General features: G+C 50.8%; 26 protein-coding genes and 4 pseudogenes. 20 read left to right on the forward strand and 10 right to left on the reverse strand.

Annotation, left to right across the window (positions count from 1 at the left end; translation table 11 throughout):
• The first annotated feature begins 268 nt into the window (after nucleotides 1-268).
• From D8U18_RS20295 to D8U18_RS20310, 4 genes are all read left to right on the forward strand, one after another.
• Entirely contained in the window at nucleotides 269-952 is a 684-nt protein-coding gene (locus D8U18_RS20295) for a hypothetical protein (protein WP_131108250.1), read from the forward strand.
• Nucleotides 949-2,973, forward strand: coding sequence for a hypothetical protein (locus tag D8U18_RS20300; RefSeq protein WP_131108251.1), 2,025 nt, complete (start codon nucleotides 949-951; stop codon nucleotides 2,971-2,973). The genes D8U18_RS20295 and D8U18_RS20300 overlap by 4 nt, the downstream gene beginning before the upstream one ends.
• A 9-nt stretch (nucleotides 2,974-2,982) precedes the next feature.
• Nucleotides 2,983-3,981: an ATP-binding protein gene (locus tag D8U18_RS20305; protein ID WP_131108252.1), complete on the forward strand. Its 999-nt coding sequence runs from the start codon at nucleotides 2,983-2,985 to the stop codon at nucleotides 3,979-3,981.
• A gap of 97 nt (nucleotides 3,982-4,078) precedes the next feature.
• Complete coding sequence (locus D8U18_RS20310) at nucleotides 4,079-5,458, forward strand: hypothetical protein (RefSeq protein WP_131108253.1); 1,380 nt, start codon at nucleotides 4,079-4,081, stop codon at nucleotides 5,456-5,458.
• A 774-nt stretch (nucleotides 5,459-6,232) separates the two neighbouring features.
• On the opposite strand, the gene D8U18_RS20315 is transcribed toward D8U18_RS20310, so the two are convergent.
• Nucleotides 6,233-6,691 (reverse strand): helix-turn-helix domain-containing protein, encoded by a 459-nt coding sequence (locus D8U18_RS20315; RefSeq protein ID WP_131108254.1) that lies wholly within the window; start codon nucleotides 6,689-6,691, stop codon nucleotides 6,233-6,235.
• A 230-nt stretch (nucleotides 6,692-6,921) separates the two neighbouring features.
• On the opposite strand from D8U18_RS20315, the gene D8U18_RS20320 reads away from it, so the two are divergent.
• From D8U18_RS20320 to D8U18_RS20335, 4 genes and pseudogenes are all read left to right on the forward strand, one after another.
• Nucleotides 6,922-7,500, forward strand: coding sequence for a hypothetical protein (locus D8U18_RS20320; RefSeq protein WP_131108255.1), 579 nt, complete (start codon nucleotides 6,922-6,924; stop codon nucleotides 7,498-7,500).
• A gap of 48 nt (nucleotides 7,501-7,548) precedes the next feature.
• A pseudogene (locus D8U18_RS20325) lies at nucleotides 7,549-8,277 on the forward strand (metallophosphoesterase).
• Between the two features lie 67 nt (nucleotides 8,278-8,344).
• On the forward strand, nucleotides 8,345-8,749 hold the full coding sequence (locus D8U18_RS20330) for a hypothetical protein (RefSeq protein ID WP_131108256.1): 405 nt from the start codon (nucleotides 8,345-8,347) through the stop codon (nucleotides 8,747-8,749).
• A gap of 49 nt (nucleotides 8,750-8,798) precedes the next feature.
• A complete protein-coding gene (locus tag D8U18_RS20335; RefSeq protein ID WP_131108257.1) occupies nucleotides 8,799-9,155 on the forward strand; it encodes a hypothetical protein in 357 nt (118 codons plus the stop codon).
• A gap of 358 nt (nucleotides 9,156-9,513) precedes the next feature.
• Here the strand turns inward: D8U18_RS20335 and D8U18_RS20345 are convergent, their stop codons facing one another.
• Nucleotides 9,514-9,813 (reverse strand): hypothetical protein, encoded by a 300-nt coding sequence (locus D8U18_RS20345; RefSeq protein ID WP_131108259.1) that lies wholly within the window; start codon nucleotides 9,811-9,813, stop codon nucleotides 9,514-9,516.
• 197 nt (nucleotides 9,814-10,010) lie between these two features.
• Between D8U18_RS20345 and D8U18_RS20350 the strand changes: the two genes are divergently transcribed.
• Nucleotides 10,011-10,310 (forward strand): hypothetical protein, encoded by a 300-nt coding sequence (locus D8U18_RS20350; RefSeq protein WP_131108260.1) that lies wholly within the window; start codon nucleotides 10,011-10,013, stop codon nucleotides 10,308-10,310.
• 91 nt (nucleotides 10,311-10,401) lie between these two features.
• Here D8U18_RS20350 and D8U18_RS20355 read toward each other — a convergent pair whose 3' ends face one another.
• Complete coding sequence (locus D8U18_RS20355) at nucleotides 10,402-10,701, reverse strand: hypothetical protein (RefSeq protein ID WP_131108261.1); 300 nt, start codon at nucleotides 10,699-10,701, stop codon at nucleotides 10,402-10,404.
• 347 nt (nucleotides 10,702-11,048) lie between these two features.
• Here D8U18_RS20355 and D8U18_RS20360 point away from each other — a divergent pair.
• The 3 genes and pseudogenes from D8U18_RS20360 to D8U18_RS20370 all read left to right on the forward strand — a co-directional run.
• Nucleotides 11,049-11,213, forward strand: a pseudogene (locus D8U18_RS20360) (DUF4113 domain-containing protein); the annotation flags it as partial.
• Between the two features lie 203 nt (nucleotides 11,214-11,416).
• Nucleotides 11,417-11,665, forward strand: a complete 249-nt coding sequence (locus tag D8U18_RS20365) for a type II toxin-antitoxin system PrlF family antitoxin (protein WP_131108262.1) — start codon at nucleotides 11,417-11,419, stop codon at nucleotides 11,663-11,665.
• A gap of 135 nt (nucleotides 11,666-11,800) precedes the next feature.
• Nucleotides 11,801-12,511: a hypothetical protein gene (locus tag D8U18_RS20370; protein ID WP_131108263.1), complete on the forward strand. Its 711-nt coding sequence runs from the start codon at nucleotides 11,801-11,803 to the stop codon at nucleotides 12,509-12,511.
• A 7-nt stretch (nucleotides 12,512-12,518) separates the two neighbouring features.
• Here D8U18_RS20370 and D8U18_RS20375 read toward each other — a convergent pair whose 3' ends face one another.
• Nucleotides 12,519-12,839: a hypothetical protein gene (locus D8U18_RS20375; RefSeq protein WP_131108264.1), complete on the reverse strand. Its 321-nt coding sequence runs from the start codon at nucleotides 12,837-12,839 to the stop codon at nucleotides 12,519-12,521.
• Nucleotides 12,840-13,293: 454 nt separating this feature from the next.
• Here D8U18_RS20375 and D8U18_RS20385 point away from each other — a divergent pair, with 454 nt between their 5' ends.
• Nucleotides 13,294-13,659 carry a histone-like nucleoid-structuring protein, MvaT/MvaU family gene (locus tag D8U18_RS20385; protein ID WP_131108266.1) on the forward strand — a complete coding sequence of 122 codons (366 nt, stop codon included), beginning with the start codon at nucleotides 13,294-13,296 and terminating at the stop codon, nucleotides 13,657-13,659.
• A 146-nt stretch (nucleotides 13,660-13,805) separates the two neighbouring features.
• Nucleotides 13,806-14,582, forward strand: a complete 777-nt coding sequence (locus D8U18_RS20390; RefSeq protein WP_131108267.1) for an SDR family NAD(P)-dependent oxidoreductase — start codon at nucleotides 13,806-13,808, stop codon at nucleotides 14,580-14,582.
• 150 nt (nucleotides 14,583-14,732) lie between these two features.
• Here D8U18_RS20390 and D8U18_RS20395 read toward each other — a convergent pair whose 3' ends face one another.
• Nucleotides 14,733-15,173 (reverse strand): hypothetical protein, encoded by a 441-nt coding sequence (locus D8U18_RS20395; protein ID WP_131108268.1) that lies wholly within the window; start codon nucleotides 15,171-15,173, stop codon nucleotides 14,733-14,735.
• Nucleotides 15,174-15,278: 105 nt separating this feature from the next.
• Nucleotides 15,279-15,557 (reverse strand): DUF1652 domain-containing protein, encoded by a 279-nt coding sequence (locus D8U18_RS20400; RefSeq protein WP_131108269.1) that lies wholly within the window; start codon nucleotides 15,555-15,557, stop codon nucleotides 15,279-15,281.
• 334 nt (nucleotides 15,558-15,891) lie between these two features.
• Between D8U18_RS20400 and D8U18_RS20405 the strand changes: the two genes are divergently transcribed.
• Both D8U18_RS20405 and D8U18_RS20410 read left to right on the forward strand, forming a co-directional pair.
• Complete coding sequence (locus D8U18_RS20405; protein ID WP_131108270.1) at nucleotides 15,892-16,146, forward strand: hypothetical protein; 255 nt, start codon at nucleotides 15,892-15,894, stop codon at nucleotides 16,144-16,146.
• 53 nt (nucleotides 16,147-16,199) lie between these two features.
• The gene (locus tag D8U18_RS20410) at nucleotides 16,200-17,993 is read left to right on the forward strand and encodes a thiamine pyrophosphate-requiring protein (RefSeq protein WP_131108309.1); all 1,794 of its coding nucleotides are present in this window, start codon (nucleotides 16,200-16,202) and stop codon (nucleotides 17,991-17,993) included.
• 95 nt (nucleotides 17,994-18,088) lie between these two features.
• Here D8U18_RS20410 and D8U18_RS20415 read toward each other — a convergent pair whose 3' ends face one another.
• A complete protein-coding gene (locus tag D8U18_RS20415) occupies nucleotides 18,089-19,429 on the reverse strand; it encodes an SDR family oxidoreductase (RefSeq protein WP_131108271.1) in 1,341 nt (446 codons plus the stop codon).
• Nucleotides 19,430-19,754: 325 nt separating this feature from the next.
• On the opposite strand from D8U18_RS20415, the gene D8U18_RS20420 reads away from it, so the two are divergent.
• A complete protein-coding gene (locus tag D8U18_RS20420) occupies nucleotides 19,755-20,231 on the forward strand; it encodes a hypothetical protein (protein ID WP_131108310.1) in 477 nt (158 codons plus the stop codon).
• A gap of 38 nt (nucleotides 20,232-20,269) precedes the next feature.
• On the opposite strand, the gene D8U18_RS20425 is transcribed toward D8U18_RS20420, so the two are convergent.
• Entirely contained in the window at nucleotides 20,270-20,515 is a 246-nt protein-coding gene (locus tag D8U18_RS20425) for a hypothetical protein (protein ID WP_131108272.1), read from the reverse strand.
• Nucleotides 20,512-20,766 carry a DUF6555 family protein gene (locus tag D8U18_RS29085; protein WP_131108273.1) on the reverse strand — a complete coding sequence of 85 codons (255 nt, stop codon included), beginning with the start codon at nucleotides 20,764-20,766 and terminating at the stop codon, nucleotides 20,512-20,514. Before D8U18_RS29085 ends, D8U18_RS20425 begins: the two co-directional genes overlap by 4 nt.
• Nucleotides 20,767-21,041: 275 nt before the next feature.
• Between D8U18_RS29085 and D8U18_RS29090 the strand changes: the two are divergent.
• Nucleotides 21,042-21,236 (forward strand): annotated as a pseudogene (locus D8U18_RS29090) (hypothetical protein).
• Nucleotides 21,237-21,595: 359 nt separating this feature from the next.
• Here the strand turns inward: D8U18_RS29090 and D8U18_RS20440 are convergent.
• A pseudogene (locus tag D8U18_RS20440) lies at nucleotides 21,596-21,823 on the reverse strand (arginine deiminase family protein); the annotation flags it as partial.
• A gap of 388 nt (nucleotides 21,824-22,211) precedes the next feature.
• Between D8U18_RS20440 and D8U18_RS20445 the strand changes: the two are divergent.
• Together D8U18_RS20445 and cydB are read left to right on the forward strand one after the other, a co-directional pair.
• Nucleotides 22,212-23,588, forward strand: a complete 1,377-nt coding sequence (locus D8U18_RS20445; protein WP_131108274.1) for a cytochrome ubiquinol oxidase subunit I — start codon at nucleotides 22,212-22,214, stop codon at nucleotides 23,586-23,588.
• A gap of 11 nt (nucleotides 23,589-23,599) precedes the next feature.
• Complete coding sequence (gene cydB, locus D8U18_RS20450) at nucleotides 23,600-24,601, forward strand: cytochrome d ubiquinol oxidase subunit II (protein ID WP_131108275.1); 1,002 nt, start codon at nucleotides 23,600-23,602, stop codon at nucleotides 24,599-24,601.
• Nucleotides 24,602-24,611: the final 10 nt, after the last annotated feature.

Raw genomic sequence — 24,611 nt, forward strand, 5'->3', positions numbered from 1 at the left:
TCATCATTGCTTCAAGTTGTTGGAAGTAAAATTGGCTACTTTGCAGCGCATAGAAGTGAATCTGTATCGCTGTCAGCATAACTGAATGCTTGCGATTTTTTCCTCTCGAAATACAGAGAGAAAAATACATAATTAGGCCGAAATAGTCATTTTTATCGCCGATCGCAATTGCGTAGATCTGGCTAGGTTCGAAATGGTCTCTCAACCTAAATTCATCGCGCGTAGAATAAAAGAAGCAATATTTTACCTATGCAGCAGGTGCAGTTCCATGAAGTCGACGAAGGCGGTGAAGGGACATTTGCGGAATCGTCTCATACGGACTCGGAAAAAAACTGCAGGACAAGCCAACATATGGTTGTTCTACAGCCTAAAGCTCAATCTTGACGTGCCGATAATTGGTGATCTCGAGATGCTGCATTGGGTCTCCGAGTTGGAGACACAGCCACAGGTGAGGCACTTCACAATGGATTTCCAAGTCGAGATCTCACTTCAAGAGACAGGTGAGAGCTTTGAAGAAATTACTGTAATTCGAGTTGAGAATGTAGATGGGTCGATTGAATTCCAGCAAGTCGATTCAAAGCAGTATGATTCTTGTGAGAAAGTCAGCGTACCTGTTCGATACAAAGTAGAGAATCGTATTGAGAAGAGTCGTCTGGTTGTTGTTCCGGCCGCTCACCTACAGGCTTTTTCTAAGTTGTCACTTAGTTTCTGGCTAAAAGTCATTGCATTCGTATCTCAGGTGAGAGGTTACGACCTCAGCTATGAAATGGGACAGGTTGGCATCTCAATCAGCATTTGTCGTGGCGGTACCATTGGAAGCCTCTTAGATTCGATGTCTATCGCAGATACCGCGCTAGCAGTCGGCGCTATTTGTAGATGCGTTCTCCAAGGAAATATCATTGTCGATGGCCAGGAAAGTTTTGGACTTAACACTCAGTGGAAAACACCATGAAATCCAGAATCTCTAGGGCTGAGAAAATTAAGCTTATAGCCGCGTCGATGCCATGGGAAGAAGTACGTGACGATCTGTTGGAAGCTGAAGATGCGGCGACGTTCAAGCATAGAAAACAAGCGATCACTCGATATTTGACAGGAGAACCGCTGGAGCAAATTACTGTCGCAACAGGGGTGGGGGGTAATTTCCTTAGAAAGATTATTAACCGATGTCTGACTATAGCGCCGGATGGGCTGCCTTATGGTTATCGAGCATTAATAAAAAATCGCTCCATAAAAGACTATGTGAGGAATAAGAAAGAGTGCCTTTCCTCTGGCTCGAAAAATCCTGGTATGGCCGGAATACTAGGCCAAACGTTTCATCGCTATACAGAACTGAAAGAAACGTTGGATGCTTATATATTAAAAGTAAAGGTAGTAACCCAGGATAAGAAAGCCGGGGTACAAAGCAAGGATAAAAAAAAAGAAATTGAATTAGAAAAATTTTGCAATCGCCCTAAGGACGTCCATAAAAAATTCATAGAATTGCTTGAAAGCTACCACCACCCAGAGACAGAATGGCCATTCAATACCAATTTGTTAGGGGTCAGGAGTATCACTACTTATGTAAAAGAATTACAAAATGCGAATAGTGAGAAAATTGTTCGTATGAGCGGGGACGCTGCGAAGATAGCGCACTTGTCTGTCGGAACGGGTAAGGTTCCACTAGTTGGGTTTAAGGACTTCAATGATTGCTGGATGATTGATAGCCACACCTATGACCACATTTGCACAATAGAAATATTAAATGATCAAGGGGTCCCATCGTTTGTACCTGTGACACGATTACACGTGCTTCTTATTCTTGAGCCCATATCCCGGGCTTGTGTATGGTATCGGGTCGTCTATGGTGGGGATGTTACAGCGAATGATATTTCGGCATTGGTGCGACAAGCTTTATCGAAGGTTCTACCAAAGCCTGTAGAAGTTATTCCAAACCTAGCGCCGAATCCCGGCGCGGGATTTGTAGCTGAAATGTTTCCTGAACTCGCTCAATCGCCTCCTTCGTTTATTAGCATGGATAACGCTTGGGCGCATTTAGGGGACAAAGTTTGTATCGATTTGCGGAAGGAGACTGGCTGCGCATTTGATTATGGAGTACCAAAGAAGTTCGAAAGGCGAGCGCTGATAGAAAGTCGTTTCGGGGTATTTGAGTCAGTACTTTCTCACCGCTTGAGAAGTACTGTTGGGTCTGGCCCTGGTAAAGGTCGCGCCAAAGACGCCATCGAAGCATCGATAAAATTCCGCATAACTAGCGACGTTTTGGAACATTTAACGTACGTGACTTTCGCAAATTTTAATGTCCAGTCATCCGAGGGCTTAAGATTTTCTAATCCCAAGCAGGTTATTGAACATTATCTTTCCAAAAGAGATAGCCATTTCCTTGCCCGTGTCCTTCCTGCGGACAAGCTCGCATTACTCGGAACTGCTCTTGTCCGAGAGAAAGTTTTTATCAGAGCTAGCCCGAGGCCCTTTATCAATTTTGAAAGAGTGAGGTATAGATTCACCAACCCTGACCGAGTTTTCCAACTTATTGGACAACAAATTATCATCGAGGTGAACGAATCTGATATAAGAGGTTTTAATGCTTTTTTACTAAATGGTGAGCCGTTGGGGTGGATGACCGCTGAGAGCTACTGGGGGGAGCAGCTCCACTCAAGGAAAACCCGTATAAGCATCAATAGACTAAAGTGCAGAAGAGTCCAAGAGTTTGTCAATGGCGGTAATCTGATCAAGATCTACACTAATTTTTTAATCTCTGAAGCAAATCGGAAATCCGCGGCGGAACTTGATCGCCTTAGGCATGAAGTTTCTAGAGCCAGCGGTGAACCTGTAGAGAATCCTGTAAAAAAATATGCGGACTCAAGTGCACCGCTAGAACAGCATGCAGTGGCACCTCCAGCCGCTTCGCCCGCTAGTGGTTGGGTTGTGTCAGCATTAGATTTTGATATTCATGTCTTGCTTAAGAAAATCAGGTGATGCTTGATTATGAACGAATTCGACCCCTGTGATCACGAAGCCCGTCAGTCCTTAATACGACATCATCCTTTGGTAACGAATGAGTTTACGACCTATACGCCTAGTATTCCAAAGGTTATCGGCATCGTCCTTGATGCTGTGATGCTTCACAAAAAGAGCATGTGTTTCAACGCGTTACCACAGATGGGTAAAACGAAAATCCTTCATAGTTGCGTTGCTGCGCTAGAGGGGCACCCAGATTATCAAGATCGCTTAATCATAAAAATATCGGTTGATCCATATAAGCATGAAAATGTCATACGAAACGTGTTTCGAACCTTTGGGCTAGAAATGCCAAAGATATTTAATTTGGATCTAGCGCGTGAGGATGTGATAGCAACTATTAATGGTCGCTTGAAATTAATTGAAGGAAGGCACGTCGTTTTGTTTATCGACGAGATGCAAGCTCTGAAAAATGATGATTTTGAGTGCCTTCGGTTTCTACAGAACGAATTAGCCGTAAGAAACATTAGCATGACAGTCATTGGGTTTGCGCAAACTGATATCGAAGTATGTTTGAACAATCTGCGTAAGTCCGGGCGCCCCGAGCTAATCATTAGATTTCTTAATGAGGTTGTGGCTGTGCCTTTTTGCGATAATGAGGAATGGATTAGACTGACAATCGCTCCATATGATGACGTATTAACTTACCCTGTTGGAAGCCAGTGCACATATACTCGTTTTTTTCTTCCAATGGCCTATGAAGCTGGTTTTAGGTTGGCAAATCACGCTCATGAAATATTTGTTGCTTTGGACGAAGAAAGGGTCTCTAGCAGTTTGCCGTGCATTCCCACAGTTTGTGCATTTGAAGTGTTCCGACTCATTCTATATCGGGCGCATGAACGTGACAGCCCATTTTTTACCCTTGACGCAAAAAGCTTAGCGAAAGCTATTAAGGAGTGTCAGATTGCCGGCTATGCCGCGAACTTGAAAAAAGCGAGTGCTGGTCATGCTAATGTCGCAGAGTAAGACTCTCATTCATTCAGGGTGTCGGTTCCCATATGCATCCTCTTGGCTTATTTTTATCGATCTTCTCAAGTGGAATAGGTTTAAAGGCTGCAGGCGCATGAAGGAGTTTTTGAATCCTTGTACAGATCAGAGTTATAAGAGAATTTTCTGGGAGTCTGGAAACAATGTTAATATAAAAGAATTAGAGTTAGCTATGAGTCTTGCTTCAGGGTCACTCAAATACTCATTTGTAGATGGATGGTTTCCAGGCGAGTATCATTCAAAATATCTAACATCTTGGCACAGAATGCGAATTCGCCATTGTCCTGAATGCATCGGGATGGGATATCATTCAGTGGTTTTCTATTTTTCTCGGATTACTCACTGTCCCTGGCATGGCCTTGCACTTGAATTTTGCGACAAATGCACGCGCTCTCTTGATATTGATTTCCCAGTTAGACAGGGAATTTACAAGTTTGCAAATCAATGCGCGCATTTGAGCGTTTTGCTTGACCTTGTACCATCAAACCCAATGACACCTAATTTTCTCAATGAGGTTGAAATTTGGGTAGTAAGATTTATTGAATGGGTTCAAAGCAGTATCGCATTGCTCGGTCAGTCAGCATATGAGGTGATTGCTACAACTGTCAACAATGACTTCATGGATGTATCAATTGCGATTGATTATTTGGTTCAACGCATAGGCCCACCTGGTTTTAACCATGAGCGGAGACGAGAGGCTACAATTTTATTGTTGCCACGATCTAAAAAGCCTCTCTTGAGCTACGATCATAGCATGCAGCGTTCGAAATCCGAGAAACTCGAGCCTGAAATCGGAGATAGCGAAATGAGGAGCTGTCTGAAATCGCTCCGCAGGTATATTTATCGCCGATTTGTGCGCTTTCATATGAAATGCTTTAATAGGATGAGAAAGCTGAGTCAGCCTCAATGGTATAGGCTGAACGCCAATACCATATGTCCATGTATAATGTCTTATTTGTTGGTTGTATCAAAACATTGGCATGTCACTCCATTTGATTTGCTTCATAATAATAAACATTTGGATGTGGGAGGGTTCTGGAAGATGAATTACAAAGATCGCTTGCGTGTTCGTAGCGATTTCGAATATGAAGTTATCTGCATCCTAAGTGATTTTTATAGACATTGGGACAGTCTAAGAAATCATCGCGTTACTGATGCTCACTGCATGCCTTGTCTAGATAGATTTTCAGGGAGGGTTTGGGTTTACAATTCAGGTGTTTATCAAACTGGTTCGAGAATGAGCGCTAGCGAGTTTTGGGATAGCCATCTCTTTATGGAAGATCCGTCCTTGCTTATACATAGCAGTCAAAGTCTTTGTCGGCAGTCTCTCGCCTCTTCGCTTACTGTCAATATGAATGACACTAAAGCCAAATCTTTTGTTAGAGTCGAAAATGTACTTTGTGTTCTATATAATCTCGATTCTAAACAAATTAAGACAGCTAACATAGAAATCTAGTAAACTTTCGCCTGTTATCGTGGTTGTTTAGTTCTCGCCGTAATTGGTCGCTTTTCAGCGTACCCATTGCTGACGTCAACCCCAAGCTAGTGGCAGCCTGATGGACTGTTAATCCCTCAGCCCTAAGCGCTGCTACCACTTTCAAAATGTCAGCGCTCAGCGGTCTACCAGGAGATCTCATGACCAAGAAGTCGCGGGCCTCAAATTGCTCCCGCGTCAGGCTCATACTTCCGGTGGTGTCAGAGTGGGACAGCTTTGCTGATGAATCGCACGTCCGGGCAGTCTCGAGTTCAGCAATTTTCCGAAGACGAGCGGCGTGTCCAAAAGGTCGGTATACCGTCCATCACGGATGATACGGACTGCTCGCAGCACTCCTGCGAAAGCAGATCTACGTACCCTAACTTGGCCAAAAGTGGAATTAGTTACATTTGAGGTTTACGAATTAACGCCGAATCAGTGCATTACTTGTAATTGCCGAATTAATGTAGAGCCGCGTGTTGAGGTAGCGGAGGCTGTCAGAACGATGTCACCGAGAAAACGTCGCTTGAAATTGTCCCCACCTTTCATTCCAAGATTTGCCAATGACGACGATGGATTGAGTGGAGAGACTCACCACATTTCTCTCGTCTAGCTGACGCACGCATGAGCTCTTTGATACACACCGGTTTTTAGAATCTTCCTTCTCCCCAGAGACAGCTCGCTATTTTTGTCCGCTACAGGTTTCAACACATCTAGCCAGCGATGACTCGAGTCCAGATGAGTTGATGGCAACAATCAAACCCAGAATCTCTGTACGGAAGACTTTGAAATACCTAGTGCTTCCGCGACTTCCTTTCTTGATTTACCTTCCTCTTTGAGACGCTTGACAGCGAGTCTCTTGCTGTCAGCAATTTCGCGAGCCTTAGCTTTTGATACGAGGCTGGAGCTTCGCTGCTCCTCGCGTATTTCTTCATCTAAGCCGATCGAGCGGAGATGACGAAGCTCCTCCTTCAGCTTGCCTATGACATCCAAAGAGTCCTGTCCACTCTCGATAGACTCGCACAACACCATAAGCGCCAGGGGCGTGATCTCAAGGCTCTTTGAAAGCTCCTGTAGCTTGCCTAGCGATATATTTTTCGGTGCGCCTGACTCCAAGGCAAAGGCGTAGCTCCTACTAGAGGGGAGTCGTTCCTGAGTGAGCTCTCTAGTTTTTCGTAGCGCGCGAAGCACCACTGCGAGACTCTGAGTCAGCATGACGACTTGTCCTCAAAGCGGAGGATAAGGCCAGCAAATTATTGACCCAGCTACTCTGTACATAGAGCCATTGGGTCTGCTATCGTGATCGTCTTCTTGTCTTAATCATACTTTCAAGAAGGATGCAACAAAAACATTAGGCATAAATTGACACCTGGCGAAATGGACGCGAAAAGCCGGCAAGGACTCATTCCTTTTTGTCCGAAAGCCACATTCCCCAGGCTCTTTGAATGCAGAAGAAGCGCTGTAGGGCGTGTTATGGCATCACTCACGCCTTCAGAGCTCTCAAACCAGATATTGATGTTACGGGTATAACCATCATGTTTATTTCAGATGAAACTTGTCTTCTCGGCCTACCGGGCTTTCCCGGGCCTGGCCGCACGGCTTGGCGGATGGTCGAGCGACTTTCGGAAGATTCTTGGTATCACGTTCGCTTTCGCATTTGTGAAGGAGCGAGGGCTCGGTTCAGAAAATTGATGCCATCAGACCCTTCGATGCTGAAACACCTACTCTCGCAGCGGAGCCCAGAGCACAAGATTGAGGTGGTTCAGGTTGTGACTCCCCCTTGCATGAATGGGAGTTCTTTAGAACGTATGGAAAAGTTGATCAGTGCGATCGTCGGCTACGACGGAAACGGTGAGTGCGTACTGCTTCATAAAGTCGATAGCGGAGCAATCTACAGCAGCTCTCCCGGTGTGACCGACGCAGGTTTGCTCAGCAATATTCGAATGATTTACGACGCCACGACTGCTGCCGGGAAGCATTTCCATAGCGCCAACTATCAGACCCCAACAAGAGTGACGCTCTGATAGAGGCAAGTGAACCCTGCCACGACAACGCCACCAGATGGTTAATCCATGAAGATCCAAATCTACTCAGATCTGCACCTCGGCTTCGCTGGATTCGAGCCCACCCTTAGCCACGCGGACGTCGTCATTCTCGCTGGTGACATTGATATCAAATCGCGTGGCGTGAAGTGGGCAAACGACGCATTCCAGTGCCCAGTGATTTACGCGTGTGGCAACCATGAGTTTTACGGTGGTCACATTGATCACACGCTGCGAAAAATGAAAGAGGCCGCAGCTCCTCACGTGCACGTACTCGAGAACGAAACGTTGATCCTAAATCAAACCCGGTTTTTGGTCACAACGGCCTAGACAGATTACTCATCGACGGGTGATGTCGTGGCCGCAAAACGTATTGCTTGGGACTGGATGAATGATTTCACCGTGATCAGAACCGATGTAAGTTTCCGACGTTTGCGTCCTGATGACTTGATCGCTAAATCTCAGGCGGCGTACGCCTGGCTAACTGGCGAATTAGACAAGCCCTTCGTGGGTAAAACTGTTGTCGTCACGCACCATGCACCCGCTTTGGAACACGTGAGTAGGGATTTCCCTGCACATCTCATTGCTGCGTACGCAAACAATTGGCCTGAGCTTTTGGAGAAGGCCGATCTTTGGATCTATGGACATACCCACATCGCTGCGGATTTCGTTAAACAAGGATGCCGAGTTGTGTCGAATCCTCGCGGATACCCGACCGAAGAGACCGGTTTCGATCAGGATTTTCTGATCGAGATTTGATGAGCCGTCTCTCAGTTATGAACCTTAGCGAACTGAATTTCGCTGCGTACGAATTCGAGAAAATTACATGGTTACGTTAGAAGAAATCTCGCAGCTACTTTACGGCGCAGGCGCGGAGATGGCTGGCTGGTTGGGGTCTGAGGAAGACCTGATCTATTTAGCAGCAAAGTCATTCCCAGGCAAAGCATTCTGCGTTGTTCGGCAATGGAATTTGATCGACCTTACGGTTAACCCTGATGAGAAAGAAAAGCTCACCGGGCTCGGTCTACTGCCCGCGACTCTGTTCGCGCATGAAGTCGTTTTTGATAGTCGAAATCGATTTCAGGCGGGCATGTGGGTACGCAGTAATTTCGGAAAATCCTTCGCAGAAGGCTGCATGTTTGAAACCAACAGTACGGTCTACCTTCTGCTAGGGGCAGGACAGAGAAAAGAGGCTAGCATTGGTGCTGCTTTTTCGATGAAAGCAGGGTGAGCGATGCTCGCCGGCAATTTATACAGAGTCGTATTGGAGCGTTGGCCGGATGACTGAAGTAATCGAAGTGGAGTTTCATAGTAAGGATGTGAGCGACTTTCAAATGAGGCGCTTGGTGCGAGCAAGTCTTCGAAAATACAGCGTACCCATCACCGCTTTTATCAGCGACGCGATGATCGCAGATGACAAATGTTTCGGGGTGTCTTTCGACCATTCGAAGCATGACGATGCTTACCACAGAGCGGATGGTTCCATTCTCCTCACAGGTAAAATTCAGTCAGCGAGAAAAGAAGGCCGGTTTTGGTTGCTCGATACTCAAGATGGTAATTACGTCATCGCTAGCTTCAGGCGAGACTTCGGAAGAGCTAGCTTTTTAAAGCTCCTCCAGTCCGCCGATAGATTCTAATCGGCAGTATGAAAGCCATCATTTGATTACCTGGTAGGGCCGAGTCATATGGCAGATGAACGATGGTCAGTCGTTAGGGCAATAGCCCATTTTGACGAGTTGCTCGATCAGTTGATCACGACTCGCAAACCAGTATTCGTTGATGGAGAACGCGGGATTGCGGTGTTCATTTCATTGGAGGAATGGGAGTCGATTCAGGACAAGCTCATTGCTCGAGCTCCGTCAGACCTCTGAGCATTCGCGTGCTAGGCCTCTTACGGTTTTAGTCTGCTGCGCTCCGAGTTCACCATGCGGAGCGCTTCAAGCGGCATCTGTCCTGTAATGCTCGCCATCGAGCGGAGTCACCGCTCGCCTTAGCTCAGTAACCGAGCTCGTTCAGCAGCTGTTGCAAAAAACCACGGCGCCTACGAACCGCGCACAGGATTAGATAGTCGCGGTCGGTATCGGTTGTTGAAAGATGCCCGGCGTCCACCAAGCCATGGATGTAGCCTTCAGCTTTTCCTCTCGCCTCCAGCAGGGCTTCGATGGAAGTGCTTTTGAAAATGTCGCCAGCGATGAGCTGCCACCGCTTCTTCTGGCGGTTCCCAACGGGGTCGTCGGAAAATTTCGGTGCGTTGATCAGTGTGTTGAAATCGGCACGTGCGTCAGGTGTGTTCAAAGCGGATTCTCGGAACGGTAATAACTGAGCTGAGGCTATCATGCGCACACTAAATCGCTTGTTGTTAGCTGGTTTTTGTAGGCGCTGGCGCGAAGGGACGACTTCAATGATGGTGCACGCTATCGGTGGCACCTTTGAACATTGCGGAGCGTACAGGCAGTGCTATTCAGCGAGTACATTCTTAGCTCGGAGTTGGTATGGGATATCTCAGCCTAGAGGACATCTACCCGGATGACGTACACAAATATGGCCATATGCGGGTAGGAATGACCGATCTCTATGTAAAGGATAATCATGCTATTTATGGTGTGGTTACGCGTGGCGAATACCGCCAGCTGACCAGTAGGTTACTGCGTGACGACGCGGTGCAAATGATCATCAGCGCTAAGCTCACCGCTTTGCCCGCGGACTACGATCCGTGGATGAGGCGAATCGAGCGCAATCGCGCGTTACACGCTAGGTATGGGGACAAATTCGATCCCTGGGGCGACGACTGAGAGCTCCTCACGTCCATTCACAAATGCAGCGGCTGCCTCTGTCTTGTGATGACCATTTTTGCCGTCGGACGGATTCACTGCTTGCCTGGGCTCAGTAACGGTACTCGTTCAGCAGTTTCTGCAAAAACTCACGCCGCCGCTGGACGATGCTCAAAATGAGATAGTCGCGCTCGGTGTCTCTCGTCGACAAATGCCCCGCGTCCACTAGGCCATCGATGTAGCCTTCGGCTCTGCCCCTAGCTTCGAGCAATGCCTCTTTGGATGTGCTTTTAAAGATGTCTTCAGCGATGAGCTGCCACCGCTTCATTTGACGCCGACCAACCGGGTCGTCCGAAAATTTTGGTGCGTTGATCAGTGCTTTGAAATCGTTAGGTAGGCTAGCTGTGCTCAAGGTGAGTTCTCAGAACAGTGATATCTGAGTCGAGGCTATCATGCGCACACTTAATCGCTTGCTGCTGGCTGGTTCATAGGTAGTCCTCTTCCGCGTGAACACCGTTCCAGGCAAGGGCTAGGCGCTTACGCGAAGAAGCGACTGCATCACGGCAGGACTGGTAGCAGGCGCATTGTTAGTGCGGTGGATGGGCCCGGGGGCTGCATTGACGTAGGGTGCACTTGCCGGACGCTGTTGTTAAATGGGTGTAAATGGGTGTGTAAATGGGTGTGTAATTGGGTTTGAGACGCTGAAGCTCGTTCCAAATCAATTCCTCGACTTGGAGGAGGTGCGCCTTAGCCTGCGGCGAGAAAGTGATGGGTGTTCTGGATGCCATCAACAGTCGATGGGGGCGTGGCACCCTGCGGGTAGCGAGTGTGCCGACCGATCCGGAATGGGGGATGCGCCGAGAGATAATGAGTCAGAGTTTCACTACGCGTGCTGATCAGCTTTGGACGGTGTACTGCAAGTGAGGCGGCGGTGGCGAATGACAGGAACGTTCGAAAAGTCAGCAAAACCGAATTATCCTAAATTATGGCTCAGCAATAATTATTGATGAGCCATAATTTATCGCTTAAAAAAGCCACTGGTTGGGCTCCGGAGCGACACGTCACCAGTAAAAGGGGAGGACATCCCGCAGTTGCTGCAACGTCGAACCTGCAGATAAGATTTGGTCATGAATGATCCTCTTATCCCTATCATCACGTCTGCGAACAGCATTCAGATCAAGACCGCATCCGCGCGTATCTACCCGATGGACGCGCATCTCTCCGCATCCCGAACTCTGGAGCTATTGGCGGCTGACATGACTGCGCATCCGGAGCTCATTCAGCCCGTAGATACCCGTCTGGTCGATCGCATCATTGCGCTAGTCGGTCAGGTGGATGTTGACCTCAATTTACCGCTCTCAACGGAGGACGAGTAAATCAGGGCCGCGAAACTACCCATTCCGGAAGTGGCAGGGAAGGGCCTGATCTGCGACTCGTCGGCTAAAACTAGCTCGAGTCGATCGCTTGTAATACTGTACATAAAACCAGTATCTGTGCAGTGAATCCAATCCATGAATTTTGATCAGGCCAAGGCGCTCAGGCTTCAGCAATGGCGCTCAACCCTTGACGACCACGATTTTCGTATGGAGAACCCAGAAGCACACCGGCAAACGCTCCGCGAAATGTCCGCCACGCTAGCGTCCGAAGGACTCATTGATGAGCTTCAGTGCTTCGACATGAACGAAATGGCGAATGCTGCCTATTGGCACGCTGTAGAAGAGTTGATTGACGCTCCAGCTCGATACTGCGGTGCATCGGCGTACGACGTTGTGAAACATGGCAGTGCAGAAATATTGGGCATAGTCAGGCGGTCGATTTTCTACCACACGAGCACTCTTGCTGAGGCCAACATCGCAACGTACGACGGCAAGATTTACCGAAATGCGGATGGCGCGAATCTAGTCTTCAGCCCATCCGGAGTGATTGCGGGGATCAAAGGGCTGACGCTAACTTTGCCTGATGGGCAACGGTTCGAGCTCGTCGAAACCGGGCGGACTATCGAAGGAATCTTCCGGGAGCCAACGGACGATCCAGATGTCTACCGTGGCCTGATCGACACCGCTCTCGTGGCCAAAGAAAGCCGAGACTTGCGCTCGTTCGAAAAGCTTCGCCCATTGATTAACCTAGCGAAGTTTCGTGTCTGCCCGGTATGCCTTGATCGCTTCGAGCTTCAGGAGGACTGCGCCGCTTGTGGTGGTCAAGGATTTGTGGCGAAGCTATAGGTGCTGGTCAGCGATTGGTGCTTAGGGAGCGGTACCGCTCCGCATAAGGTGTATTGGCCACCTGATACCTATTGAAGTCCGGACTGCCATCGTTCCACCAAACCGGCCCGCGCTCCCCGAGCGCCACCTTTGCCGCTTGGACATGCTCCCGGGCTACTGTCAGCTCTCCATCATCGCCAGATGCTTTCGTTGCCTTTACATCACGCCGCGCTGTCATCAAGTCTTTGACCAAGCGCTGCCGCACATCTTCATTGAGCGAGGTGTTGCTGCAGCGCCACAGCTGTCCTTTGACTACAAAATAGCGACCGTCAGGAGTCGTCGGATACATGTCTCAAACTACTCTGAGTACCGTGGTTTAGCTCGGACTGAACCGCTAGCGGCGTCACCAGAATGGGCTTCAGCTGGGGCAGACTGACTATACAAGGCCGACAAACGACAGGATGACTAGGACGATCACCACTGCCCCAACGATGTAGATGATATTGTTCATGAAAACTACCTCTTTATCTGAACGGGATTCCGACACCAAGGTGTCTAATACAAACGACACCACCGATGACAATTCCGTTCCGAAAACCAGAGTCAGATGCGGCACCATCTCACCAATGTTCTGTTGCGATATTACGAGCCTTCGCTCGTCGCCAAATGTCTATTAATGTACGTTTGCTCAAGTGCTAATTCTGCAACGGAGACGACTTAATGAGTAAAGTAAACGCACCTCGCTTCATGCAAATTGGAGTTTTTGGTGTAACGTTAGAATAACAATCACGGAGAGATTTCCCATGTCCAAGCTCGCAGAGTTCCGTCAGCTCGAAAAACACCTAGCTGAACAGCTTCAAGCACTCGAAGCCCTCAAAGGTGACGCGGGCTTGAAGGCCGAAATCGAATTCGAAACAAAGCTCCGTGCCTTATTGGCGAAGTACGGCTTCAGCTTAAAAGACATCGTCAACCTACTTGATCCAAAGGCAAATCGTCGCGCACCCACTGCTGAGTCGAAGAGCGGCACCCGCAAGCCTCGCCAAGTGAAGGTCTACAAAAATCCGGAATCTGGCGAAGTCGTGGAAACCAAAGGCGGCAACCACAAAACGCTGAAGGAATGGAAAGCGAAATACGGTTCCGACACTGTCGAGTCGTGGCTGACCAAGTGATCTTGGTTTGAGTACAAAAGGGCCCTTCGAGGGCCCTTTTTATTTGCAGTTGTCGAGCTCAGCAACCAAATTCCCAGCCGGCGTTTCCGGCTATCTGCTACACCTCCATTCGTGTGCTTCGCAAACCTTCAACAGAGGCAAGGACGATGAATTCAAGCTGGGCAGGGCAGGTGGCGCTCGTGAGCGGTGCGGGCAGTCAGATCGGAATCGGTATGGCAATTGCCCATCGTCTTGGGGCTCAAGGGGCCAAGCTGATCGTCACGGCAAGCAGCGCACGCATCTCTGAGCGGGTTGCGGAGTTACGCGCCGCCGGCTTCAAAGCAGAGGGTCGACCGGTAGACTTAACTCAGGAAGCTCAGGTTAGTGAGTTCGTCGCTTGGGCTGAGGCCGTCTGGGGCCGCATCGATATTCTTGTAAATAATGCCGGTATGGCGATGCAAGGGAGTCCTGAACCGTTCGCCGAGTTCACGAATACGAGCCTCGAAACCTGGAATCTTTCCATCGCTAGAAATCTGACTACTGCGTTCCTGTTAACTCAAGGGGTGTTGCCTGGGATGCGGGCTAGAGGATATGGCCGCATAGTGAACATCAGCTCAACTACAGGCACCCGAGCCAGTAATCCAGGAGAGGCTGCTTATAGTGCAGCAAAGGCCGGAATGGTAGGGATGAACATGAGCCTTGCCCTTGAGGTTGCTCAATTTGGTATCACGGTGAATTCGGTAGCCCCTGGTTGGATAGCTACAGGGTCGAGCACTCCTGATGAAGTAAAAGCAGCACGCTCTACACCCCTTGGAAGGGCGGGTCGGCCAGAGGAAGTGGCCGCTGCCGTTGTATTCTTGGCTTCACCTGAAGCGAGTTACATCACAGGTGAGTTGCTCGTGGTGGATGGCGGCAATTGCTTGGTTGAGAACAAAGCTTATTAAGACTTTTTTTTAATCCCTTCTGCGATCGTTGAGTCCTGGCTGATCAAGTGATTCTGGTTTGAGTACAAAAGAGGGCATTTCGAGGGCCTGTTTTTGTAGGCTCTTAGTCTGGGGAGACAGCTTTAGAAGGGGGCCATGTATCACAGGGCGCTAGCTACAAGTGATACTGACTGCCTTTGCGGCGCGTTCGAGCTGTTGTTTAACATCGACGGGTATCCGCTGCTTCTTTAATCGTTGTTCGAGGAATGCTTGATCTCCTCGAGCATCCACCTCTGCCTCAACAGCGGCGTCCTCCGCTTTTATAGCTGCAGCGTGACTTTCCATGACCGAATCAATATCCGTCGCGCTAGTGGCACCTTCGAGGGCGCTGATCAGTTTCGCCACTTCCTCCTCTTCAGCATTAGCGTAGGCCTCTACGGTCATCCCGGCAGCCGACGCTCGCGCGCGAATCTCCACTCCTTTTAAGGTTTGCTTTGCTTCACTGAATGAAAATTCTTGATTCTGCTTGTCGATGGCTCTCCATTGGAGCAGTCCATAGGTGATCGTGCCGATGATTGCTAGGGTGAGAGAACTGATCAGGATCCGCTTCATAATCTTTCTCGAATGTTTGAGAGATGTCGATAGGGGGTACTTCATCTCATTCGAAGAAATTAAAGCTTAGCATTGCCATCAGTTTAAAGAGCAGTCAACGTCATATCACCGACGGTGCAACGTAGAACCTGGATCACTAACTGTATAGCCAGGAGCACAAGAAACGAGTTCAAGATCCTGTCGTAGTCCTTCAACAAGACCTGCGATGGCAAGCCCGTTACACAGTTGAGCTAAAGAGATACCAGTGACAACAAGAATTTCTTGATTCGAAGTGTCGTGGAATAATCGCACCGTCAGAGCGGTTCCCGAATCGATTGTGCATTCGCAACGAGTGGGCAGAAAACTTTGTTCTATCAAGTGACGGATTTCTAAAGTAGATAGCATGTGGCTTGTCTCGACGGGAGCCAGCCAAATGACTTTTGTCTAAAGAGTATTGAGGAAGCGCCGCGGAGGTACGCGCTTGATAGGGCTTAACCTAATTCATTGGCTAGGGGCTCACCGATGAGTGTATACCCCGTGCCTTCCGATGCTTTAGATCCTTTCGGTCTGGGGGTCATGGGTTCTCCCGCTTGAGAGCTGCACCTTTCAATACGACTCATCTCAACAATTTGACCTTAAAATCGGTAGTGACAGTCGCATTCACCATTCGTCAATTGAGCTGCACTCTGGCGTTGACCCTGCATCCAAAAAGTCTCATGACTTTGCGTTGGAGGCATCTATGAAAACCGATCCATCTACTGACCCGAACAAACCCATCAAGGATCTGGGCAATCCCAATGACGATGGCTGCGTGATAGGCACGGCTGGCCGTAATGAAGACCCGAATGCCACCACCGATTGGGACAAGAAAAAGAACCCGTCAGGCCGTCGCCAAGGGCCGAATGACGCCCGTGGGTTACCTGGTTATCCGCACGAAGCCCCTGAAGAACTTGGTATTGAAACGCCTGAACAGGACAACGACAAGGTTGGTTGAGCTGCCACGGCGTTCCAGCAGCATCTCTACGCATCGGTGACAGGAGGATCTTAATGACAACGACAGTCAGCGATTTTCTGGTTGAACGACTCAGCCAATGGGGCGTAACGCGGATTTTTGGTTATCCGGGTGACGGTATAAACGGGATTTTTGGTGCGCTAAGTCGTGCCCAAGGAAAGATCGAATTCGTTCAGGCCCGGCACGAAGAAATGGCAGCGTTCATGGCCTCCGCTCACGCCAAGTTCACGGGAGAGCTAGGCGTATGCATTGCGACTTCTGGCCCCGGTGCTTCGCATCTGATCACCGGTCTTTACGATGCACGAATGGATCATATGCCGGTGTTGGCCATTGTCGGACAGCAAGCGCGTGCAGCCCTCGGGGGACACTATCAGCAAGAGCTGGATTTACTGTCGATGTTCAAAGATGTCGCCGGAGCGTTCGTACAACAAGCCTCGACTCCGTCGCAAGTCCGTCACTTGGTTGACCGGGCAGTGCGTATTGCGATTGGCGAGCGTAGGGTGACGGCACTGATCCTACCCAATGACTTGCAGGAAGCCGAATACAAGGCGCCCGGCAGGGAACACGGTACCGTTCATTCAGGGGTTGGTTATAGCAAGCCGAGGGTTGTTCCGTATGAGGCGGATCTACAGCGAGCGGCGGATGTGCTGAATGCCGGCGAGAAGGTCGCCATCCTGGTGGGCGCTGGTGCGTTGGCTGCGACCGATCAAGTCATTGCAATTGCCGAGAAGCTCGGTGCCGGCGCAGCCAAGGCCTTGCTCGGTAAAGCGGTACTGGCTGACGATTTACCGTGGGTCACCGGCAGCATCGGCTTGCTCGGTACCGAGCCCAGCTACAAGTTGATGACCGAGTGCGACACCTTGCTGATGATCGGGTCAGGCTTCCCTTATTCCGAATTTCTGCCTAAAGAAGGCCAGGCGCGCGGGGTTCAAATTGATCTTCAACCGGACATGCTGAGCTTGCGCTATCCGATGGAGGTGAATCTGGTGGGCGATGCCGCCGAAACTCTGGCGGCGCTGCTGCCATTGCTGGAGCATAAGACCTCACGCAAGTGGCGTAAAAAGGTCGAAGGCTGGCACGCCACTTGGGAGAAAACGTTGGAAAAACGCGCCTTGGCCAAGGCTAATCCGATCAACCCGCAACGGGTGGTTTACGAACTCTCACCACGTCTTCCTGAACACGCCATTATCACCAGTGACTCAGGGTCGTGCGCCAACTGGTTCGCGCGCGACTTGAAGATCCGTAGCGGCATGATGTGTTCGCTCTCCGGTGGCCTGGCATCCATGGGCGCCGCTGTTCCCTATGCGATTGCAGCAAAATTCGCTCACCCACAACGCACCGTGATTGCCCTGGTGGGTGATGGCGCCATGCAGATGAGCAACCTGGCCGAGTTGATCACCGTTGCCAAATACTGGCGGCAGTGGGAAAGCCCAAAATGGATTTGCGCCGTTTTCAATAATGAAGACCTCAATCAGGTTACATGGGAGCAGCGAGTCATGGAAGGTGATCCAAAATTCGAAGCCTCGCAGAACATCCCCGATGTTCCTTATCACCTGTTCGCCATTTCCATCGGACTAAAGGGCATTTTCGTAGATCGCGAGGAAGACGTTGCCGATGGTTGGGAGAAAGCGTTGGCTTCAGATACTCCCGTGCTGATCGAATTCAAGACTGACCCGAACGTTCCACCGCTGCCGCCGCATATCAAATTCGAGCAGGCGAAGAAATTTGCCTCGACCCTGCTGCAAGGTGATCCGGATGAAACTGGCGTCATTGTGCAAACTGCCAAGCAGATTCTTGGAGCTGTAATACCTGGAGGTTCCAAAAAGTAAGCAACGCTCCAGCTGTCAGGAATACCTGGCAGCTGTTTTTTTGCGTTCGGTGACATCGGGCGAACCATTAAATAACCCGAGATTTGCAATACCCATCAGTTCTTTGGTACGTGCGCACGCTCTCGCCGTCCACGACGGCTAAGCGCTAACAGAGCTCCGCCAAGTAATAGGGTTGAGCCGACTGCTAATAGCAACGAAGGTCTCTGCTTGGCTGCACGCCAGCCACCTTCAACGCGACGCTGACCATTTGGCGGCATGAAAAGATTGCCTGATGACGATGCCGACTGGGGGCTGTGTTTCAAGCCCATACGAGTCAGCCATCCATACAGTAGGGGAAAGCCGGGCACCAAAAAATGCGCCAGCCGCGCCATCGTGGCGGCACCACCCACGGTGGTACTCGGCCTTGGACGGATCGCGCAAGCCACCATCGCTTGGGCGACGAGATGCGGATCATAAATGGGTGGCGGTGGCTTGAGTGCATGACCAGTGAAGTTACCTGCGTCACGAAATCCGGGAGTGTCCATGACGGCTGGATAGATGTCGCAGACATGGATATCGGGATATTCATTCAGTTCACCTCGTAACGCTTCGCTCAAACCGCGCAACCCGTATTTGCTTGCCGAGTAAGCTGCTGCATAGGGTTGTGCGACCCAGCTCCCGAGTGAAAGGGTATTGATCAAAATGCCACTTTTTTGCGCCTTGAAGTAAGGCCATGCCACATAGGCGCCGCGCAGGTAACCGAGCAAATCCGTTTGCAGCACCTGCTCATGAGCCTCAAGAGGTGTTTCCTCGAAATTGCCCACCGCACCGACACCTGCATTGTTGATCCAAATGTCGATGCGGCCATCACCAAATGCAGCCGCTTGATCAGCCAACGCTCGCATTTGTTCGCTGTTCGTCACATCAGTTTGGACGGGTAGGGCCTTGGCACCACGTGCGGCGCATTCTTCGACAACTTCAGCGAGCGCCACTTCATCACGAGCACCGAGCACTAGACGGGCGCCCTCGCTGGCGAACGCATGTGCCGCCGCACGACCTATGCCGCTTGATGCGCCGGTGATGACGACCAGTTTGTCGTAGAGCAGGCCAGATGCCTGGCGACGGTAAAGATCAGGGATGGCGTTGATACCTTGTGTCGGGGGATCTACCTGAGCGGTATAGCGCATCTGGTTCAACTTCAGGCGCGCACCATCGGCCAAGGTTAATGTCAGGTCTTCGATGGTGCCCACCACCCGATTTGGAAAGACCGGTTTGCCAGTAGGATCCAGTTCGTCATACAAAAATTGCTGGCCCTCGAGCCACCCTACGGCGGTCATTAACTCGGGCTCCAAGTAATACTTTCCATCGAGAAAAAAGCCTGGAAAACCATGAGTGTGTTCGAGTCTTTCGATGGTGTAACGCTCGCCTGACTTCATACCGGTTAGTGAGTTGATCATGGTGACATCCTCAGATTAGCTGGTGTTGCGATAGAGGATGGGCTGTAAACAATGTTCCATCGATCTGACTAAAAGGGCGCACAGATCGTTGGGGCCATCGTCTATCCATCCGCACTTAGGGAGCAAGTTGCATAGCTCATCATTTCATTGGAACTCCCCATAACGCGCTCCGTCATCTGGAATGAGGGGGGCTGCGGGTATTTCGTGGCGACACAGCGTTAGGCTGAACATGAGCTTCGTGTTAACTGATCAGAGGAAATTTATCTTGCCGAAAATTTTGACATCCCACCTGGACGACACTCAACTGACCGAGCACAACGCCAAGATGTTCGGATCGCCAAAAGAGCGGTTGGATTTTTATCGGAGGGAGATTCAGTACGAGACGAGCATCTTGGCCAATCGAACGGATGCTTATCTCGCAGCTCAATCCTTTTTGGTCATCGCCTTTGCGTCTTGTATGGCCAATCTCAACCCTGAATGGGGAAAACTCTTCACCTTGGTGGTGCCGCCGTTTCTTGCGCTACTGGGAGTGCTCAGCTCGTTGAATGCCTGGCCAGGCATTCGAGCGGCATATGACATCATCGACCACTGGTATTACAAGCAGAGCGAGCTTCTGAGAAGTGAACCGATGATGGGGCTTGCATATGACGATTCGCCGCTGTTCAGCGAACGTGAGTCGACCCACAAGGGGTATCGAAAGGCGTTGCTATTTTCCGTTCGTACCCCTTGGATCTTCGCGACATTTTGGGTGCTACTAGCTATTTGGTCTGTGTATATTCAACTTACAAATCCAGGTGCATAGCAGCGTTTTACACGCCAGGCTTTCCTCTGACAACGTGCCTATAGCTCATCGTTTTTCGGACGTCTTGCTTGTGTAAAAATCCGAGATGCGTCGGCTCGCTTGGCATCAGCGATAGCTTTCGCTTCCGTGAATTTTTTCAAAATTTCCTCGGTTCTGGCATCAGTATCTAGAATGCTGTAAGCGAAGGCGTCCAGTCGATCCGCCTCAAAAAAAAGCGCTGTGGATCGATCTACTTCAGCGTCTCCAGCCGAGTCGGAAACGTTTTTTGTAGTGTTTACGCTCATGACGTTGAAACCTCCGTCCAATCTAACGTTGCGGATTCCCGCCATGTGACGTCAGTCACCCCATACTTTTCCGCTTGAGGTTTCGAGACGGCTTTTAGTGGCGGTCTCCCAAGCTTTGGTATAGGAGCTAATCCAGCATCACAACTCGCCCAATGCCAAGCATCCGCATTGCGCATTGTTTTTGTCCGGGTGATGAAGGACTTCGGCTCCCCATGGAGCTTGTATTCAATGACGAAAAGTCCGGTGTTCATGAGACCCCTCCTTATGCTCATAGACAAAGGAGTGAGCGCGCCAAAAAAAATTCAAAACGTTTGTCGGACAATCGTAGGCTTCTGAATCTCGGGTTTTTTTCTAGAATGTTGTACTAGCGAACGGTGTGGCCGACTGAGCGTTTTAGCCTCTTGTCGGCCCTCCTGAACCTGTACCGAACTCTCCTGATCCATTCCGAAATACCTCTGGGATTCCGGCAGCCATGAACTCATTCAGAAACTTGCTGACGCTGGCTCAATAACGAAAACTTCGTGCATTGGACTCCTGGCATCGAGCGCTCGAAAACTGCTCGCTGCGTATGGATTGTCCAGATGCCTATCACGAAGAATTGCTGCGACAAGCTGACGAGATGGATCGCCAGGGAATCGTAAGTTGGGAGGAATGGTGAGACTTACGAATAAACGCGGATCAGGCCTATTTGCGTGCAGTCGCAGGAGAGGACTACCACTGATTTGCTCGTGGTACATACCGGGCGAAATGTCCGCTGGAACGGGTGATTCACGCAGTGGCTTTCTCACAGGAGACTCCAATGAACAGAACGCTGAAGTTCGGTATTGAAGAGGAATATTTCATAACTGACCCTGTCACCCGACGTATGCCGGAAACTCTATCCGGCGCAGTGGTGGAAAAGTGCAAGGCTGAATTGGGACAAGGCTTCGCTTATCCTGCCCTGATCCTTGGCACTAAGTCCAAACTCTGGTTCAAAGAATCTCAAAACACGATTTTCGCTGGATTTCAAAGCGCAACCGAATCGATGCCTGTCCCGTCGATAGCTCCGAAGTGTGCAGCCTCTCCAAGATTAGTATCTGCAACGAGCTCGGTCAGCAGGTTACGCATCTCGAGCACGTCGATGTTGCGTTCGCGCATTTTGGTCACAAAGTCGAAATTTCCGCGCTTGGCCTGTGCGACCCAGAGGACGTCATCAAACAGCAATTCGTTGCAGTTGCCCGGAGTCAGCCTCTGGTGGGCCAGACCGGGTGAGCAAACCATGACCTTGTGGAGTGCGCCGGCTTCGACGCCGAGTTTGAGCTTTGGCATGGCGGGATCCTTCAAACAATCGCCAATCGAGCGAGTAAGTGGTTTTTACCCAATCGGCAGAAGCGAGCCGGCTAACGCGAATCGGATTCCCTTTGGCGATTTGTCGAGAAGTCGCGACGAACGTGGAGTTGCCCTTATTTAACTGATAACCGTCTGTCCGCTGTGAAGAGAACACAGCTCAATCTCTTGACCGGTGATCGCGCAGTTGTACTCCGTTCAAATTTTTGAATTTCGGAATCATTGGGACTGCCGCGAGTCAACCGACAAATACTGCACCGGACACTTGCCATGCCTATTCCGGCCAATACTTTTGGCTACCTCGGTTGCCTGTGCTTGCTGCTACCAACAGCTTTTTCCTGCCTGTGTTGGATAATGGTGAGTGAACAGCATGGACGCGGTTGATTCGGCGCTGATGGCGGCGCGTGCCCAGTTCGCGATCACCATCAGTTTTCATATTGTGCTAGCGGCACTGACCATCGGGCTGGCCAATTTTTTGATGGTGCTCGAAGCGCTGTGGCTATGGCGAAGACGAAAGGTCTACCTGGACGTCTACCGTTACTGGCTAAAAGTATTTGCCCTCAACGTGGCGGTGGGCACCGCCTCAGGTTTGATACTGGAATATCAGTTCGGGCTCAATTGGTCGCGGCTTTCGACTCAGGCGGGAGATATCCTCGGCCCATTGATGTTCTACGAGGTGCTGGCCGCATTTTTCCTGGAAGCAGGCTTCCTTGGCATCATGCTCTTCGGGCGAAAGAAGGTAGGCCCTCGTCTGCATTTTTTTGCCACCTGCGCGGTCGCTGTCGGTTCGCTGATCAGTGCATTTTGGATCCTGTCGGCCAATTCCTGGATGCAAACGCCCGCCGGTTATGCCATAGGCGCTGGTGGCCGTTTCGTTGCCGAGGATTGGTGGGCGATCATCTTCAATCCATCGTTCCCCTATCGGCTGGTGCACATGACATTGGCGGCGTTGCTCGGCACCGCCACACTGGTGGCCGGAGCCAGCGCCTGGCAATTGTTACGTGCGCCAAAGAATCCGCGCGCATGCCTTCAATACTCAATGGCGTTGTGGACAATCGTCATGCTCACACCTGTCCAGATCGTGGTGGGAGACCTGCACGGCCAGCACAGTCTCAAAGTTCAGCCGCAAAAGGTTGCTGCTATCGAAGGCTCCTGGACTCGCCCGCCCGAAGGTGCAGGTGAGCCTTTGCGCTTGTTCGCACTGCCAGACATGGCCGAGCGGCGCAATCATTGGGAAGTGGCGATTCCGCGCATCGGTTCGCTGTACCTGACACATGACCTGAGTGGCACCATCGCCGCGCTGGATGAGTTCCCGCCCCAGGACATCCCGCCGGTGCCAGCGGTGTTCTTCGCTTTTCGCATCATGGTCGGTCTGGGCGTATTGATGTTGGTGCAGGGTCTGAGCAGTTTGGTATTGCGATGGCGACAACGGCTGTACGCTGCGCGTTGGATGCTGCGCGGGTGTGTACTAATGGCGCCGGCTGGATTGGTGGCGATGCTCAGTGGCTGGGTAGTGACCGAGGTGGGCCGCCAACCCTTCACGGTCTACGGTTTGCTGCGCACGGCTGACAGTCTGTCTTCGGTGTCCCGACAGCAGGTCGTAGGGTCGACATGGACAATCCTGTTGTTCTACCTGCTGATATTCGGCATTGGCCTTTGGGTGCTGCTGCGACTCCTGCGTGAACCACCGCACAAGGACGAGTCCGGGCCGCAGCCAGCCCTGGCTGACGAGACGGGTGAATCCTGAGGGCATGATCCATGGCGGACAATGACTGGATAACACTACTTTGCGCTGCGGCCCTGGCATTTTCGGTGTTGAGCTATGTGCTGCTGGACGGAACTGATCTTGGCGTCGGCGTACTGCTGGGCCTTACCCGTTGCGGTAAACACCGCAGTGCCATGGTAATTACCATCTTGCCGATTTGGGATGCTAATGAAACCTGGCTGGTGCTAGGTGGCGGGGGGCTTCTAGCGTTATTTCCGCTGGCCTACGCCATCCTGCTGCCGGCGCTGTATCTGCCGTTCATCCTGATGTTTTTGGCGTTGATTCTTCGCGTGGTAGCGCTGGAGTTTCGTGACTACGCACCCAGTGACGGAATCAAGCGCGCTGTCGACGGTTTACTGTCGGTCGGTTCACTGCTGGCCGGTGGATGCCAGGGGCTTGTCTTGGGTTCGCTGGTTCAAGGCATACCCAATGATGGCCGGCAGTTTAGTGGCAACGGCTGGGAGTGGCTGGGTATGTTTCCACTGTTCTGTGGAGCCGTGCTCGTGCTGGGTTACACGTGGCTGGGCGCTTGTTGGCTTTATTGGCGTACTGAAGGAGAACTTCAGCAACGATCAGGTCGTCAGGCGAGCGCGTTGGCAATCGTAACCTTGTTGCTATTGGCCGTGCTGGTGGTCTGGACAACGACACTGGACACTCGGTATGCGTACCGGTTGTTTGATCGCCTGGTCTGGCTGCCGGCCGCGACAGTGCTCATTGCACTGCTGATCGGCTTTATCCTGGGCTTTCAAAGCCGTAGAGAGTATCTGCCGCTGTTTGCTGCTTTGGGCGTTTTCGTTTTGGCGTTCGCATTGATGATCGCGGCGCTTTATCCGCTGATTATCCCGCCGCATTTGACGTTACAAGCCGCCGCCTCCAGCCCGACCAGCCAGATTTTCATGTTGGTCGGTTTCGCTGTGCTGATACCGGTGACGCTCTTTTACAACACCTACGGCTTTAGCGTTTTTAGCGGGAAGGTTCGTGCCGCTCGCGATTGACTGCAACCTT

Origin of the sequence: Pseudomonas sp. Sample_10, assembly GCF_004321495.1 — a bacterium.
GTDB lineage: Bacteria > Pseudomonadota > Gammaproteobacteria > Pseudomonadales > Pseudomonadaceae > Aquipseudomonas.